The following is a 14,317-nucleotide window of genomic DNA, read 5'->3' as shown; positions in this document are numbered from 1 at the left end:
TATCCTAAATTAAACCCTTGACATTTTCTACAACCGACAGTTCATTGAGATGAATCGTGCGACTTATGTAGTTTCTTCTTTTAGCCATCTCCTTTTCAAGGCCACCAGGAATAAATACTCGGCCTCTTTTAACCTATTTTACCCTTTATTAAGCTAAAATTCTAGTAAATTGACAAAATTAACAAAAAATTTACCGAATCTTGGTAGTAATTTTTCGCCATTTCCCTCCTTTAATCTTGGTGTTAGTTTACCATATGGTATAGGGTAGGGATTTTATGAGTAAAAATAATTGAAAATTTAGAAATATACAGGCAGTTAGGAAAAAAGTTTGAAAATCAGATGGAGAGAGGTAAGATAAGATAAAATAAAAGTAACATTTATTACATATGTCCAGAAGGCAGTTTTTAATGGAGGAATAAATATGAAGAACATTCAATGGGTCGAAGAAGTCGAAAAACGGAAGGAGCAACTTATCCAGGATACCCAAAGATTATTACAAATTAAGAGTGTGCTTGATGAAGAGAACAGTACGTCTGATGCACCGCTTGGACCTGGAGTGAAGGAAGCATTGGACTTCATGCTGAAGCTTGGTGAAGAGGAAGGATTTACTCCTAAAAATACCGGGAATTTAGCCGGTCACCTAGAGTTCGGTGAAGGGGAAGAAATTGTAGGGATTCTCTGCCATGTCGATGTTGTACCAGAGGGGGACGGCTGGTCAAGTGATCCGTATGCCGCAGATATCCGGGATGGGAAAATCTTTGCTCGCGGTGCAATTGATGACAAAGGGCCGACCATGGCAGCTTATTATGCAATGAAAATTGTGAAAGAGCTTGGCCTCCCGTTAAAACGACGCGTTCGAATGATCATTGGAACCGATGAGGAAAGCAATTGGCGTTGTGTAGACCATTATTTTAAACATGAAGAAATGCCACAGATGGGGTTTGCTCCGGATGCGGACTTCCCAATCATTTACGCAGAGAAAGGCATTGCCGATTTTGATCTTGTTTTCAGTGGCACGATGGAAGAAGCTGGGGAATCTGATGTAAAGGTTGTACAATTCACCTCCGGTCGGAGATATAACATGGTGCCTGATTTAGCGACAGCTTCTTTACATATTCCAACCATGCAAACAGAGGTAGTTCAGCGCTATGAAGAATATAAACAACAACATGGTCTTGGTGGAGAATGTCATGTCGACAACGGGGTACTGGTTCTAACAATGGAGGGTGTATCTGCCCATGGGATGGAGCCGGATAATGGTAAAAATGCGGGGCTTTTTATGGCACGTTTCTTGGCTGATTTCAATCTAGATGAAAAGGCAAATAAATACTTTCAATTTGTTGTTAACTATTTCGGAAAAGAATCACGCGGGAATGAATTGGGAATCGCTTACTCTGATGACATTACAGGAGACCTAACCGTTAATGTTGGCAAGCTTAGCTTTTCACAAGAAAATGGTGGACGACTAGGGTTGAATATGAGGTATCCGGTTACCACGAACCTTGAAGAAGTGCAATCCATTTTAGAAAGCCTTGTTGCCAAGGAAGGGTTTTCCATTGAGAACTTTAATGATTCAAAGCCACATCACGTGAATGAAAATGATTTTCTCGTTAAGACGTTAAAAAAAGTATATGAAGAGCAAACTGGTGAGAAAGCTGAACTCATTTCAATTGGTGGTGGCACCTATGCTCGCTCTCTAAAATCAGGAGTGGCATTTGGTCCATTGTTTCCTGGGAGACCGGATTGTGCTCACCAAAAGGATGAGTACATCTTGATAGAGGACATGCTCAAGGCTTCGGCCATTTATGCTCAGGCAATTTATGAGTTGGCTGGTAAAATAGAATAGGGGGACGTAGAGATGCAAAATGTTTTATTGAATGGAGAGTTGTTAGAAAGAAGCAAAGCCTCAATTGATATCGAAGATCGTGGATATCAATTTGGGGACGGGGTTTATGAGGTTATCCGAGTTTATAACGGAAAAATGTTTACTGAAGAAGAGCATTTGGATCGATTATGGGCAAGTGCCGCCAGTATTGGGATTGAAATTCCTTATTCAAAGAAAGAAGTGCAAGAGCAGTTAAAACTACTTGTTGAAAAAGACCAGTTGGTAATAGGCACGGTGTATCTACAGTTCACTCGTGGGATATCGCCACGAAAGCATCCCTTTCCTGCTAACGGGGTTACCCCCACATTTGTTGCCTATACGAGGGAAGTGGGACGCCCAGTCGAAAAGCTACAGTCAGGCGTAAAAGCCATCATTACAGATGACATCCGTTGGCTACGCTGTGATATTAAAAGTTTAAATTTGCTAGGAAACTTATTGGCTAACCAGAAGGCAGCAGAAGCCGGGTGTGATGAAGCCGTTCTACATCGGGAAGGTAGAGTTACAGAAGGAAGTCATTCAAACATTTCAATTGTAAAAGGTGGGAAGGTCTATACTCACCCTGCCAACCATTTTATTTTAAATGGGATTTCTAGACGTGTAATGATCGAAATCTGTAAGCGAGAAGAGATTCCTTTTATCGAGGAACCTTTTACAGTAGAGGAATTAACACAAGCAGATGAAATTTTTCTGACAGGAACAACAGTTGAGGTTATGCCTATTGTGGAGTTGGCCGGAAAGTCTATTAGCGGAGGGAAACCGGGACCATTGACTAGAAAACTACAAGAGTTGTTTAAGAGCGAAATTGAGCTTCAATGCGGAAAATTATAAGATAATAAAAAGGGGGATTGCTACTAGAGGGCAATCCTTTTTTCTTTGTTCAGGAAACATAATCAGGACCCTAATAGAAATAATACAGATATCAATCCTTCGCAATTTTGATAAAATAAAAGAGTTACGAAAGGAAGTTACTAAATGTCGCAGTCAAGTCAGCATTATTTTTATGCATTAGAATTGCCAAATGAAACAAAGGAGAGGCTGGGGAAGCATTGTAGGGATATACAGGAGACACTGCCATTTAAGCGGTGGGTGCACACACAAGATTATCATATTACGCTTGCCTTCCTAGGGAATGCACCTGACAAGATGCTTACAGAATCTATTAAGAAGTTGGAGTCAGGGATTGATTGTCCGGTCTTCTCCCTAAAAATAAAACACCTAGGTGTGTTTGGAAAGAGTGACTCCCCGAGAATCTTTTGGGCAGGTGTGAACCAACAGCCTTTCCTAGAGGATGCGAGGGAGATTGTTTATCAAGCATGTATAGAATCAGGTTTTAAGCTAGAAACAAGACCGTTCAAACCGCATATCACCTTAGCGAGGAAATGGGCCGGTGAAAATCTTTTCACGAACCAGCTGCTACAAAAAGCAGATCCCTTTTTAATTAAAGAATTGGAGTTTGATGCTAACAAGATAGTTTTGTACAAGACTCATTTGGGGAAAGAACCAAAGTATGAGGCCGTATTAAAAATTCCACTTCAAAGCTGAAGATAGATGCTTCTTTCCAGCTCACTAACATACATTTAGTAATAATATGAAATTTGAAGGCGGATACAAATGAAACAGATGTATTTTATTGTAAACTTACAAGCTAGAAATGGACGCTGCCGTATGGTTTGGGAGCAGATAGAACAACATTTGTCCGTAGCTGGAACTCCTTATCAAGCGTATTTTACAGAATACTCAGGGCATGCAGTGGAGCTAACTAGAATAATTAACCAAAAGGAAATGCAGGGAGAGGTTAAAACAATTGTCGTGGTTGGTGGCGACGGCACTCTTCACGAAGTGATCAACGGTGCAGTTGGTGCTTCAAAGCTTTCAATTGGTTTTATTCCTGGAGGGTCTGGCAATGATTTCTCAAGAGGCTTTGGAATTCCACAGGACCCTATTGCAGCTTTGAACTTAATTCTCAAAGGGGAAAATCTTGCTGTTGTGGATATCGGGAAAATATCTGAGGAGAAAAAGATTCGTTATTTTATTAACAACATGGGAGTTGGTTTTGACGCAGCGATTTGTGAAGAGGCCAATCACTCGAAGTTAAAAGCGAAATTGAACCTCTTATCGCTCGGAAGTCTTGCCTATGCACTCATTGTCATCAAAAAGCTATTCACCTATAAGTGTACCGATATATGGATCAACATTGATGGACAGGAGACAAAGTATGAACAAGTTTGGTTTGTGACGGTTGCCAATCAAGTTTATTTTGGTGGTGGGATGAAAATAGCCCCCAACGCTTCAGCCAAAGATGGTTTACTAGATGTAATTGTTGTCCATAACTTATCAAGATGGAAATTATTATTCGTTTTTATATCCGTTTTCTGGGGTGGACATATGGGATTTAAAGAAGTTCGGATGTTTAAAGGAAAGAACATCTCCATCCAAACGCTAAAGCCTGTTTTAGTGCATGCTGACGGTGAAATAATCGGGAGTACACCAATGAAAATTCAGGCTGTTCGCGATTCTCTCACCATCATTACAGGTAAATCAGAAGGAACAGGCTGAGGAGCTGAATAAACACATGGAAGCCATTAACCGGTTATTTTATGCCTATTTAGATGAAATGAAGATGATTACAATTTTACTTCCTTATTCTTATCATAAGGGTGAGTCTTCCGCATTTTATTTAACAGATGGAAAAGAGACGAGTGCACTAGAGATACATGAAAAAATTCATTTACCCGAGTCATTAAAGTATGTGTGCCACAGTCAAATAACACCGAAAATGGGTACTCCATACAACATCAAGGATGAATACGGAGGCGAAACAGACCTCCAGGTTGGAGCTATTATTCGCACGAAAGAATTTGATGAAGCTTTTTATTATCCAGGAGGAGACTTAGGCGTTTCGCTTCAACCGAACAAGACAATTTTTAAAGTATGGGCGCCAACAGCAACACAGGTGAAGGTAAAAATCACAAAAGATGAAGATAGCAGTCCGGAGTATCGAATGATGAACCGTGAAGCAAAGGGAATCTGGCAAGTTGAAGTAGAAAAAGGGTTGGAGGGGTATCGTTATAGTTACCTTGCTCTTATCAACCTCGAGTGGCGGGAGGCGGTAGATCCCTATGCGAAAGCAGTAACCATTAACGGCCAAATGGGGGTTATTGTTGATTTAGAGAAAACCACACTGGCCAAACCCATACTACCTGAATTAGACAATCCTTGTGATGCTATCATTTATGAAACGCATATTCGCGACCTTACAATCCATCCTGCTAGTGGTGTGAAAGATAAAGGAACCTATCTTGGTGCGGCAGAGCTTGGGACGAAAAGCCCTTCAGGGGAGTTTACTGGTCTATCATATATTAAGGACCTTGGGGTTACGCATATTGAATTTCTTCCATTTCATGATTTTGAAGGGGTGGATGAGCTTAATCCCAATGCTGAATATAACTGGGGCTATAATCCTGTTCATTTTAATGCACCTGATGGTAGTTATTCGTCAAATCCAAGCGATCCTTACAATAGAATCATTGAGTTGAAACAATTAATTTCCACCATCCATTCGCAAGGTCTTAGGGTCATAATGGATGTGGTTTACAATCATATCTATATTCGCGAGAATTCCTCTTTTGAAAAGCTCGTGCCAGGCTACTATTTCCGTCACGGTGAGAATGGTCTACCGTCTAATGGAACGGGTGTCGGAAACGATTTTGCGTCAGAGAGGTTGATGGGGAGAAAGTTTATTCTTGATTCAGTAAGGTATTGGATGGAAGAATTTCAAATTGACGGACTAAGGTTTGATTTAATGGGGATTCTTGATATTACCACGATGCAAGCTGTCCAAAAGCTTGTTACAGGGCTGAATCCTTCCGCAATCATCATTGGGGAAGGGTGGGATTTAAATACTCCTATTCCAGATGATGAAAAAGCGACCATTGGCAATCAGGACAAAATACCGGATATCGGCCAATTCAATGATTGGTTCCGAGATACCATTAAGGGAAGCACCTTTAATCTTTATGACCGTGGGTATGCGTTAGGAAACGAACGATATACAGAGGCGGCAAAGCAGGTTTTAGCGGGAAGTATTGGAGTTGAAAGGCGTAAAACTGGGTTGTTTCTAAATCCAACTCAGACGGTGAATTATGTGGAGTCACATGATAACCACACTCTTTGGGATAAACTCGAAGCTTGTGAACAAGATAATATCGAACAAAGGCATAGATTGGCAACAGCCATGGTCATTCTTGCTCAAGGTATTCCGTTTATTCACAGTGGTCAAGAGTTTTTTAGAACGAAAAAAGGGGTTGGCAATAGTTACAAGTCACCTGATGAAATCAATTGGTTGGATTGGGATCGTAGAGATGCTCATTTGGAAAACGTTCGTTATCTTAAAGGAATAATCTCGATAAGAAATTCACATAGGGCATTCCGTTTACCTGAGGTAGCACTTATTCGCAAGCATTTACACTTTTTACCACTACCTGCTCCATTACTGTGCTACCGTTTTTCGGAGGTGGGAATATTTGGGTCCTGGCAGGAGATTATTGTCTGTATTAATCCCACAATAGATAGAAGAATTGTCCCTATTCCTGAAAAAGTTGGTTGGAAAATATTAGCTAATCATGAGCAGGCGTCTGCTACACCGATTAGCGAAATTCGCGATAAATGCGTAGAAATAGAGGCTTGTTCGCTCTTAGTAGCTGCAAGGTAAGTAAAAAAATAGTTAGTAGCCTCTTTATTTAAATAAAGATTAACGAAGGTGGACTTGACGGGGTAACCATATTGGAGATAAAATTTATTAAGATAGCTATTGTGTCAATCTCTTCAATAGCTGTCTTTTTTATTCATTAGAATTTAACCAAACAGAAATCTCGTCTTTATAGAGATAGTGACATAAATTGAAGGTGAACAACTTTGGAAGATTTATTAGGACAGGATTGGGAGATTATTCCTGCAGGTGGGGCCACTGGGACCGCCTATTTTGCCCAACATGAAAAACAGCGTTTGTTTTTAAAACGGAATTCTTCTCCTTTTCTTGCGGTCTTATCTGCTGAAGGTATCGTCCCTAAGCTAGTTTGGACAAAAAGACTGGAAAACGGTGATGTCATTACCGCCCAGCAATGGTTGAACGGGAGAGAGCTAAAGTCCATTGACATGGCTGATAATAGTGTTGCCAAATTGTTAAATAAAATACATCGCTCTAAACCGCTTCTTAACATGCTAACTAGGCTTGGAAAAAACCCGATTCAACCTGGGACCGTCTTTCATCTACTTAATGAAGAACTAGATGAGGGTGTTACGGGTCTTCCAATTGTTGAGGCAGCACTAGAATTTTTAACAAGCGAATTAGAAAATATTAATCATCATGAAAAGGTTGTATGTCATTGTGATGTCAATCATAACAACTGGTTGCTTACCGAAGACAACCAGTTGTATTTGATTGATTGGGATGGTGCAATTATTGCAGATCCTGCAATTGATTTAGGTTTACTGCTTTATTCTTATATCCCAAGAGATGACTGGGAGGACTGGCTTGAGCGCTATGGTTTGCCATTGACTGACCATTTAAAGCTTCGAATGAAATGGTATGTGATGGCCCAGGCTTTATCGTCCATTCAATGGCATAAAAACCAAGATCGCCTTGCTGAAATGGAAAGCTGGGTTGAATTTTTGAAAAACGCCTTTGAAAAGTAGTCATCAGCAGCACCCGTTAAGCAACTAGCGGGTGCTTGACTTTCTCATTTTTCCAGCTCCAGCGCCCCATGCCATACGCCGCTGACCAGGGCGCTTGAGCTTTTCTACTTGTCCAGCTCCAGCGGCTAGCGACTAGTGGACTTCACTCTTCTCCCTACGATAAGTCAACATCGAATCGCTATCGCTCTTCGTGTTTCCTTTATCTCAGTCGAAGAGCTCCAGTCCATACGTCGCTGAACGAGCCGCTTCCGCTTTTCTACGAAAATTGTCCAATATTATCGACCCAATTGTTTAAGTTTTCTTGGTTTGATAATATATGCTCATCTAAATCGGATGAATACTTTCCGTTTTGGCTGTATTGATAAATTTCTTGCAGTACTGGTTTTACATTGTTGTCTATATTCGTGTTAACCATTAACGATTTGACTAGTCGCTCCACTTGCTCGCATTCAGCGACAGAGCCACAGCAGTCGGTCTGTTGATTTGACAGGATATCGGTTAAAAGATTAACCTGATCTTGATAACTAAGTGGCATAAAAGTCACCCTTTCAGATAAGGTAATGGAAAAAGGAATCCACCTTTATATTTTGCGGATTCCTTTTTTCTTTATACTCTATCCCTCAGATAGCTTGAAAAATAGTACCAACACATGATATGTTTTGAACGATATGAATTTTACAGAGGTGTCATAATGAGATTAAGAAATAAGCCATGGGCTGAAGATAAGCTCTTGGAATGCCCCCAATATGTTGTCCATGAACCTGAACAGCAACGTGGAAAATGGAGCGAGGTATTTGCAGTAGAACAGCCCCTCCACATTGAAATAGGTACGGGTAAGGGCCGATTTATAACCGAAATGGCGAAGGCAAATCCTAATGTGAACTATATTGGGATTGAATTGCAAAAAAGTGTAATTGTTTCTGCACTAGACAGGCTTATTGAGGCGGAACTGCCAAATTGTAAATTGATGAATGTTGATGCTGCTGAGCTTGGGAAATATTTTGCTCCAGGAGACGTTGATAGAGTTTATTTGAATTTTTCAGATCCGTGGCCAAAAACTAGGCATGAGAAGCGTCGCTTAACCTATAAAAGCTTCTTAGCTGTATATGAAGAAATCCTCGGTAAAAAAGGAGAAATCCATTTTAAAACAGATAACCAGGGTCTGTTTGAATACTCACTTATGAGCTTTTCACAATATGGATTGCTTTTAAAATTTGTAAGCTTAGATTTGCACCAAAGTGACTATGAAGGCAATATCATGACCGAGTATGAGGAGAAGTTCTCATCCAGAGGCAACCGGATTTATCGTTGTGAAGTGCAATATCAGAACTAAGGTATTAGTCTGTATGAGTAAACTTCAGAGTTGGAAACTAATGAATGTAATGAAGAACACACGGTATTCATTTGAATCGTGTGTTTTTTTTGTCCTCTTGTTTTTTTGTTAACGGCTTAAATCAGTGTGCCGAAACTAGATAGAGAATCGGTCAAAAGGGACCGGTGGAAACCCCAGCGTGACCAAAACCAGAAGGCACGCTCCAAAAGGTCACGCAGGAACCCCACTATCCGGAAAACAAGGAGAAAGTCACGGTGAAGCAGGTCGTATATATATAAAGTTGGCTCTAAAAATGTTAGAATAAACTGAAAATAAATAAAAGGGGGATGTGCATGGAGAAACTTGAATTGGCAAATATCACGTTCACTTGGCTGAAAGGCGGGGTCACTCATCTTGATGGTGGGGCGATGTTCGGAGTTGTACCAAAGCCATTGTGGTCTAGAAAGTATCAGGTGAATGAAAAAAACCAAATTGAATTGCGGACTGACCCGATTTTAATTCAGACAGGTGGAAAAAATTATTTGGTCGAGTCAGGGATTGGGAATGGAAAATTAACCGATAAGCAAAAACGAAACTTCGGTGTCGATGAAGAATCTGAAGTGGAACAATCGTTGGAAGCCTTAGGCTTAACACCTTTGGATATTGATTATGTACTTATGACGCATATGCATTATGATCACGCCAATGGGTTGACGAAAGAGGTTAATGGTGAGTTCGTTTCGGTCTTTCCAAACGCGACCATTGTAACATCCGAAGTGGAGTGGGAGGAACTAAAAAACCCAAACATTCGCTCAAAGGCTACATACTGGAAAGAAAACTGGGAGCCTATCCAAGGTCAAATCTTGACTTTCAAAGAGGAATGGAACCAAACTCCTTTTAAAATGGTTCATACAGGTGGTCATAGCAATGGGCACTCCATTTTAATCATTGAGTCGGAAGGTGAAACGGTTATTCATATGGCCGATTTAATGGGAACCCACGCTCACCAGAATGTTCTTTGGGTTATGGCCTATGATGATTATCCGATGGACTCCATTGCGGCAAAAGAAAAATGGATGAAATTCGCTGCGGACAGGAATGCATGGTTCACTTTTTACCATGATGCTATCTACCGGGCAATAAAACTAGATGAACATGGAGAAATCACTTCAGCTGTAAAAAGAGGAAAGTAAGGCAAAAGCCTGCGTCATGCACGCAGGCTTTTAAACTACTGGTTTGGCTTCAATAATTGTTCCGGTCTTTGCATCGGCAATAAATTCATACAGCTCAGAATTACCGTCTATTGTACGGGTAATTCCGCCTTTATAAACTTGATGTTGTATTGGGGACCGCAAAAAAGGCTCAGCAGTCATATTGATCCATGAGCCACTAATTGGGCCATCTTTTTTAAAAGCCTCTTTTACCTGTTTCAGAATTTCTTCAGGAGAAACCGTTTCTTTACGGGATGTTGCCTCTTTAACGATATATGCACCTGCAACCCCAGCACTAACTCCTAGGAAAAAATACTTCCAGTTCATGGCGGACCCTCCTATAATCTGTTAAAAGCACCCTTTTCCCTAATCATAACAAAAATTCCATTCGCTTCAAAGAACTATTGTCTGGATTTGGAAGCGTGAGGATACAATACTATTGGCATCCTAACTAATATTTCTGTAAAATACATGTTGTACATAATTAGAGAGTCTAAATATTGACTTAGAGGAGCTGCGGAATATGAATGAACAAACACTAAAATTATTTAAAACCCTAACCGAGCTTCCTGGAGCACCTGGTTTTGAACATTCTGTGCGGAAGTTCATGCGTGAACAATTAGAGCAGTATGCTGATGAGCTGGTTCAGGATAATTTAGGCAGTATCTTTGGGATAAAAAGAGGAAATCCAGCAGGGCCGACCGTAATGGTAGCTGGGCATATGGACGAGGTTGGTTTTATGGTTACCTCAATCACGAAAAACGGGATGATTCGATTCCAAACGCTTGGAGGCTGGTGGAGCCAAGTTCTTTTGGCCCAGCGCGTTCAAATCATAACGGATAAAGGTCCGGTTATCGGAGTCATTGGATCCATTCCACCGCATTTGCTTGATGATGCGAAACGCAATAAGCCGATGGATATTAAGGATATGCTCATTGATATCGGTGCGGATGATAAGGAAGACGCAATTAAAATTGGGATTAAGCCTGGTCAGCAAATTGTTCCTATTCTTCCGTTTACACCAATGGCAAATGAGAAAAAAATACTCGCAAAAGCATGGGATAACCGCTATGGTTGTGGGCTATCCATCGAGCTATTGAAAGAACTTAAAGAAGAGACATTGCCAAATATCCTTTATTCCGGTGCCACCGTGCAGGAGGAAGTTGGGCTAAGAGGAGCACAGACGGCAGCGACTATGATCAACCCTGATATCTTCTTTGCTCTTGATGCGAGTCCAGCAAATGATATGACTGGCGATAAAAATGAATTCGGACAATTAGGCAAAGGTGCCTTACTAAGAATCTTAGACCGCTCAATGGTGACTCATCGAGGTATGAGAGAATTCATTTTAGACACCGCTGAATCAAATAATATTCCATACCAATATTTCGTTTCTCAAGGAGGAACAGATGCTGGACGCGTTCATATTTCCAATCAAGGCGTTCCTAGTGGGGTAATTGGGATTTGTTCTCGTTATATCCACACCCATGGATCCATTGTCCATGTGGATGACTACGCAGCAGCAAAAGAGCTATTGGTTAAGCTTGTAAAAGCATGTGATCAAACGACAATTGACACGATTAAACAAAATAGTTAGTCAGAAATGAGGCAGATAGGCTGCCTCTTTTTGCTGAAGAAGGGAGTAAACAATATGCTAATTTCCATCGGTTCAAAAAACCCAGCGAAGATTGCGGCAGTTGAGCAGGCGTTTCAAGGCTATGCTTTTGAAATAGTCCCCGTGGATACAGAATCTGGAGTAAGCGAACAGCCATTAACTGATGAGGAGACGATTAGAGGAGCCATCAACCGTGCGGTTTCGGCCTTTGATGTTTCTGGGGCTGATATCGGGATTGGCCTTGAAGGAGGGGTACAAAAAACAGAACACGGCTTGTTTTTGTGTAATTGGGGTGCACTTAGGGCAAGGGGAATGGAACCAATTATTGCCGGTGGTGCTAGAATCCTTTTACCTGAAGAAATTGCCATTCAATTGCTAGCTGGAGAAGAACTCGGTCCAGTAATGGATAAGTTTGCTAAAAAACAAAATGTCCGCAAAAAAGAAGGAGCTGTGGGGATTTTTACAAATGGTAAAATCGACCGTGTAGAAATGTTTACACATGTTGTGAAATTACTTCTTGGACAGTATGAATTCAAAAGGCAGAGCAATTAATGGAACTTTGTAGACTAAATTAGGGCGATTTTTTGAAATATTGATGCTAAAAAGAGGAATTTATGTTATAGGGGTTGTCACTAGTTCAAAGGTAACGGTATGATAGAAAAGGATTGCTTGTCCGACTAAAGGAGGATAATCGTGATGAAATTATTCGGCGTGAAGGCCTTACTCATATTCATTGCCATTGTTGGTTTGACTGCTTGTTCTGCCTCTTTTGAGGAAGTTCTTGAAGAAACGAAAACGGCTGTAGAATCAGAGTTTAATAAGGAAGCAGATAAAACAAATCAAAGTAATGACGACATAGAGTACCGCTTGCCTTTTGGAGTAGAAAAGGAAGAAGAAACACCGAACAATATTCTACTTAAGAATGGCTCTCGAACTTATATTTTATTTTATAATCAATATGAAGAAAGAGAAAGTAAGGTTGTCTATGAGTCTACGCTAGAACAGCATCCAGAATGGGATGCTAATATAACCTTTGAACAGGACGGAGATTTTGGTTATTTGCTCGTAAAACAACTTGAAGAAGACAACTACCAGATTGTAACAGGGGTTGGAGGAGTTAAACTGACAACCGAGTCAAAAAACCTTAAGTCCGACGCTGTGACAATGATGGAAATTGCCAACTCAGTTGAATTGAAATAGGGGAGCGCCATCGACATTGATGGCGCCCTTATTTTTTTGAAGCAATGAAAGGAATCAGTTTGGTTTCTTTTTTATTTCCACAAGTTTAAAATAGTTACACAGTGTTAAGTAGAATGGAGGAAATAAATAATGAATAAACTTGAATCTGTTGATCAATTTGAAACAATGAAACAAAATGGGAAACATGTATTCATGTTCTCGGCAGACTGGTGCCCAGATTGTCGATTTATTGATCCGATATTACCTGAAGTTGAAGCTAAGTTCTCAGAGTTTACCTTTGTCTATATAGATAGAGATGAGTTTATTGACCTATGCATTCAGTTAGATATATTTGGCATCCCAAGCTTTTTAGCCTACCAAGATGGGAAGGAATTGGGACGTTTCGTCAGTAAAGATCGCAAAACACAAGAACAAATTGAACAGTTTATTGGAGGCCTAGCCTAGAATATGGATAGTAAGAAAATGAGAAAAGTGTTGGAGGAAAAACTTCAGCACCCAAATAGAAAGTTTATTTTTGACCGTGAAAAGGATACCCTACGCATAGAGAGTAAAGAAACAGGACGAGGTATTACAGTTGCTTTGCCAGGAATCATTGCTAAATGGAATGAGCAAAAAGAAAAGGCGATTGATGAGACAGTCTATTATGTAGTTGAAGGATTAAATGCAATGGAGGAGAAGGCTCAGCTTTCGGGAAAAGAACGAAATATCTATCCTGTCATTCGGTCCACATCCTTTCCAGCAGAAGCAGAAGAGGGAGTCCCGTTCTTCTTTGATGACCATACTGCAGAAACTAGAATTTACTATGCACTTGATATGGGGAAGACCTACCGCCTTATCGACAAAAGGATAATTGAAAAGGAAGGGTGGGAAGAAAGTCAAATAAGGGAGACCGCTTTATTCAATCTTCGTTCACTTCCAGCAGAATTCAAGAAAGATGAGGTGGCTGGTAATCTGTTTTATTTTTTAAATTCGAACGATGGTTATGATGCAAGTAGAATATTAAATGATCGCCTTTTAGGTCAGATGAAAGACAAAGTTGAAGGTACTCTTGCTATTGCGGTACCCCATCAAGATGTCTTAATTGTTGCAGATGTTCGTAATGACACAGGGTATGATATCCTTGCGCAAATGACTATGAGCTTCTTTGCAAGTGGGCGAGTCCCCATAACGGCATTGTCCTTCCTTTATGAAGAAGGGGAGCTTGAACCTATCTTTATTCTGGGTCAAAATAAAAAGAAATAACATTCAACTTTTGCAGCATGCTAAAAGCCCTATAAATAGGGCTTTTTGAATTCTTATCCTCCTTCTCCGATTAATCGATATGACTTATCTTTTAAGTTTATCTCGAAAACTGGCCAATAACTGTTAAAATAGGAATGATATAAGGATTAAAGAAAGAG

The 14,317-nt window shown here is 40.4% G+C and carries 15 protein-coding genes; 13 read left to right on the top strand and 2 right to left on the bottom strand.

Annotated features, from left to right (window positions below; translation table 11 throughout):
* The first annotated feature begins 421 nt into the window (after positions 1-421).
* From pepV to LG336_RS21880, 6 genes are all read left to right on the top strand, one after another.
* A complete protein-coding gene (gene pepV, locus LG336_RS21905) occupies positions 422-1,846 on the top strand; it encodes a dipeptidase PepV (RefSeq protein ID WP_404329585.1) in 1,425 nt (474 codons plus the stop codon).
* 12 nt (positions 1,847-1,858) lie between these two features.
* The gene (gene dat / locus LG336_RS21900; protein WP_404329584.1) at positions 1,859-2,713 is read left to right on the top strand and encodes a D-amino-acid transaminase; all 855 of its coding nucleotides are present in this window, start codon (positions 1,859-1,861) and stop codon (positions 2,711-2,713) included.
* 144 nt (positions 2,714-2,857) lie between these two features.
* Positions 2,858-3,427, top strand: coding sequence for an RNA 2',3'-cyclic phosphodiesterase (gene thpR / locus LG336_RS21895; RefSeq protein WP_404329583.1), 570 nt, complete (start codon positions 2,858-2,860; stop codon positions 3,425-3,427).
* 69 nt (positions 3,428-3,496) lie between these two features.
* Entirely contained in the window at positions 3,497-4,441 is a 945-nt protein-coding gene (locus tag LG336_RS21890; RefSeq protein ID WP_404329582.1) for a diacylglycerol/lipid kinase family protein, read from the top strand.
* 16 nt (positions 4,442-4,457) lie between these two features.
* Entirely contained in the window at positions 4,458-6,596 is a 2,139-nt protein-coding gene (gene pulA, locus LG336_RS21885) for a type I pullulanase (RefSeq protein WP_404329581.1), read from the top strand.
* Positions 6,597-6,799: 203 nt separating this feature from the next.
* Positions 6,800-7,579 (top strand): phosphotransferase, encoded by a 780-nt coding sequence (locus LG336_RS21880; RefSeq protein WP_404329580.1) that lies wholly within the window; start codon positions 6,800-6,802, stop codon positions 7,577-7,579.
* Positions 7,580-7,835: 256 nt separating this feature from the next.
* Here LG336_RS21880 and LG336_RS21875 read toward each other — a convergent pair whose 3' ends face one another.
* Complete coding sequence (locus LG336_RS21875) at positions 7,836-8,114, bottom strand: YtzH-like family protein (protein WP_404329579.1); 279 nt, start codon at positions 8,112-8,114, stop codon at positions 7,836-7,838.
* A 156-nt stretch (positions 8,115-8,270) separates the two neighbouring features.
* On the opposite strand from LG336_RS21875, the gene trmB reads away from it, so the two are divergent.
* Both trmB and LG336_RS21865 read left to right on the top strand, forming a co-directional pair.
* Positions 8,271-8,912 (top strand): tRNA (guanosine(46)-N7)-methyltransferase TrmB, encoded by a 642-nt coding sequence (gene trmB / locus LG336_RS21870; RefSeq protein ID WP_404329578.1) that lies wholly within the window; start codon positions 8,271-8,273, stop codon positions 8,910-8,912.
* 332 nt (positions 8,913-9,244) lie between these two features.
* A complete protein-coding gene (locus LG336_RS21865; protein ID WP_404329577.1) occupies positions 9,245-10,084 on the top strand; it encodes an MBL fold metallo-hydrolase in 840 nt (279 codons plus the stop codon).
* A 30-nt stretch (positions 10,085-10,114) separates the two neighbouring features.
* On the opposite strand, the gene LG336_RS21860 is transcribed toward LG336_RS21865, so the two are convergent.
* The gene (locus LG336_RS21860) at positions 10,115-10,429 is read right to left on the bottom strand and encodes a PepSY domain-containing protein (protein WP_404329576.1); all 315 of its coding nucleotides are present in this window, start codon (positions 10,427-10,429) and stop codon (positions 10,115-10,117) included.
* A 196-nt stretch (positions 10,430-10,625) separates the two neighbouring features.
* On the opposite strand from LG336_RS21860, the gene LG336_RS21855 reads away from it, so the two are divergent.
* The 5 genes from LG336_RS21855 to LG336_RS21835 all read left to right on the top strand — a co-directional run bounded on the left by LG336_RS21855 (position 10,626) and on the right by LG336_RS21835 (position 14,159).
* The gene (locus LG336_RS21855; RefSeq protein WP_404329575.1) at positions 10,626-11,699 is read left to right on the top strand and encodes a M42 family metallopeptidase; all 1,074 of its coding nucleotides are present in this window, start codon (positions 10,626-10,628) and stop codon (positions 11,697-11,699) included.
* 54 nt (positions 11,700-11,753) lie between these two features.
* Positions 11,754-12,269, top strand: coding sequence for a DUF84 family protein (locus LG336_RS21850; RefSeq protein WP_404329574.1), 516 nt, complete (start codon positions 11,754-11,756; stop codon positions 12,267-12,269).
* Between the two features lie 144 nt (positions 12,270-12,413).
* The gene (locus LG336_RS21845) at positions 12,414-12,917 is read left to right on the top strand and encodes a hypothetical protein (protein ID WP_404333255.1); all 504 of its coding nucleotides are present in this window, start codon (positions 12,414-12,416) and stop codon (positions 12,915-12,917) included.
* Between the two features lie 129 nt (positions 12,918-13,046).
* On the top strand, positions 13,047-13,361 hold the full coding sequence (locus tag LG336_RS21840) for a thioredoxin family protein (protein ID WP_404329573.1): 315 nt from the start codon (positions 13,047-13,049) through the stop codon (positions 13,359-13,361).
* 3 nt (positions 13,362-13,364) lie between these two features.
* Positions 13,365-14,159: a DUF1444 domain-containing protein gene (locus LG336_RS21835; protein WP_404329572.1), complete on the top strand. Its 795-nt coding sequence runs from the start codon at positions 13,365-13,367 to the stop codon at positions 14,157-14,159.
* The last annotated feature ends 158 nt before the right edge of the window (positions 14,160-14,317 follow it).

Source organism: Mesobacillus maritimus (assembly GCF_044803185.1).
GTDB lineage: Bacteria > Bacillota > Bacilli > Bacillales > Cytobacillaceae > Mesobacillus_B > Mesobacillus_B maritimus_B.
The sequence above is the reverse complement of the archived record's forward strand: the minus strand, read 5'-3'. Positions and strand labels throughout refer to the sequence as shown.

Excerpts from the sequence above, each read along its gene's own strand:
- LG336_RS21865 (WP_404329577.1), top strand. The coding sequence starts at position 9,245 with ATGGAGAAACTTGAATTGGCAAATATCACGTTCACTTGGCTGAAAGGC.
- trmB (WP_404329578.1), top strand. The coding sequence starts at position 8,271 with ATGAGATTAAGAAATAAGCCATGGGCTGAAGATAAGCTCTTGGAATGC.
- LG336_RS21875 (WP_404329579.1), bottom strand. The coding sequence starts at position 8,114 with ATGCCACTTAGTTATCAAGATCAGGTTAATCTTTTAACCGATATCCTG.
- LG336_RS21890 (WP_404329582.1), top strand. The coding sequence starts at position 3,497 with ATGAAACAGATGTATTTTATTGTAAACTTACAAGCTAGAAATGGACGC.
- LG336_RS21835 (WP_404329572.1), top strand. The coding sequence starts at position 13,365 with ATGGATAGTAAGAAAATGAGAAAAGTGTTGGAGGAAAAACTTCAGCAC.
- LG336_RS21860 (WP_404329576.1), bottom strand. The coding sequence starts at position 10,429 with ATGAACTGGAAGTATTTTTTCCTAGGAGTTAGTGCTGGGGTTGCAGGT.
- LG336_RS21855 (WP_404329575.1), top strand. The coding sequence starts at position 10,626 with ATGAATGAACAAACACTAAAATTATTTAAAACCCTAACCGAGCTTCCT.
- thpR (WP_404329583.1), top strand. The coding sequence starts at position 2,858 with ATGTCGCAGTCAAGTCAGCATTATTTTTATGCATTAGAATTGCCAAAT.
- LG336_RS21840 (WP_404329573.1), top strand. The coding sequence starts at position 13,047 with ATGAATAAACTTGAATCTGTTGATCAATTTGAAACAATGAAACAAAAT.
- LG336_RS21850 (WP_404329574.1), top strand. The coding sequence starts at position 11,754 with ATGCTAATTTCCATCGGTTCAAAAAACCCAGCGAAGATTGCGGCAGTT.
- pulA (WP_404329581.1), top strand. The coding sequence starts at position 4,458 with ATGGAAGCCATTAACCGGTTATTTTATGCCTATTTAGATGAAATGAAG.
- pepV (WP_404329585.1), top strand. The coding sequence starts at position 422 with ATGAAGAACATTCAATGGGTCGAAGAAGTCGAAAAACGGAAGGAGCAA.
- LG336_RS21845 (WP_404333255.1), top strand. The coding sequence starts at position 12,414 with ATGAAATTATTCGGCGTGAAGGCCTTACTCATATTCATTGCCATTGTT.
- dat (WP_404329584.1), top strand. The coding sequence starts at position 1,859 with ATGCAAAATGTTTTATTGAATGGAGAGTTGTTAGAAAGAAGCAAAGCC.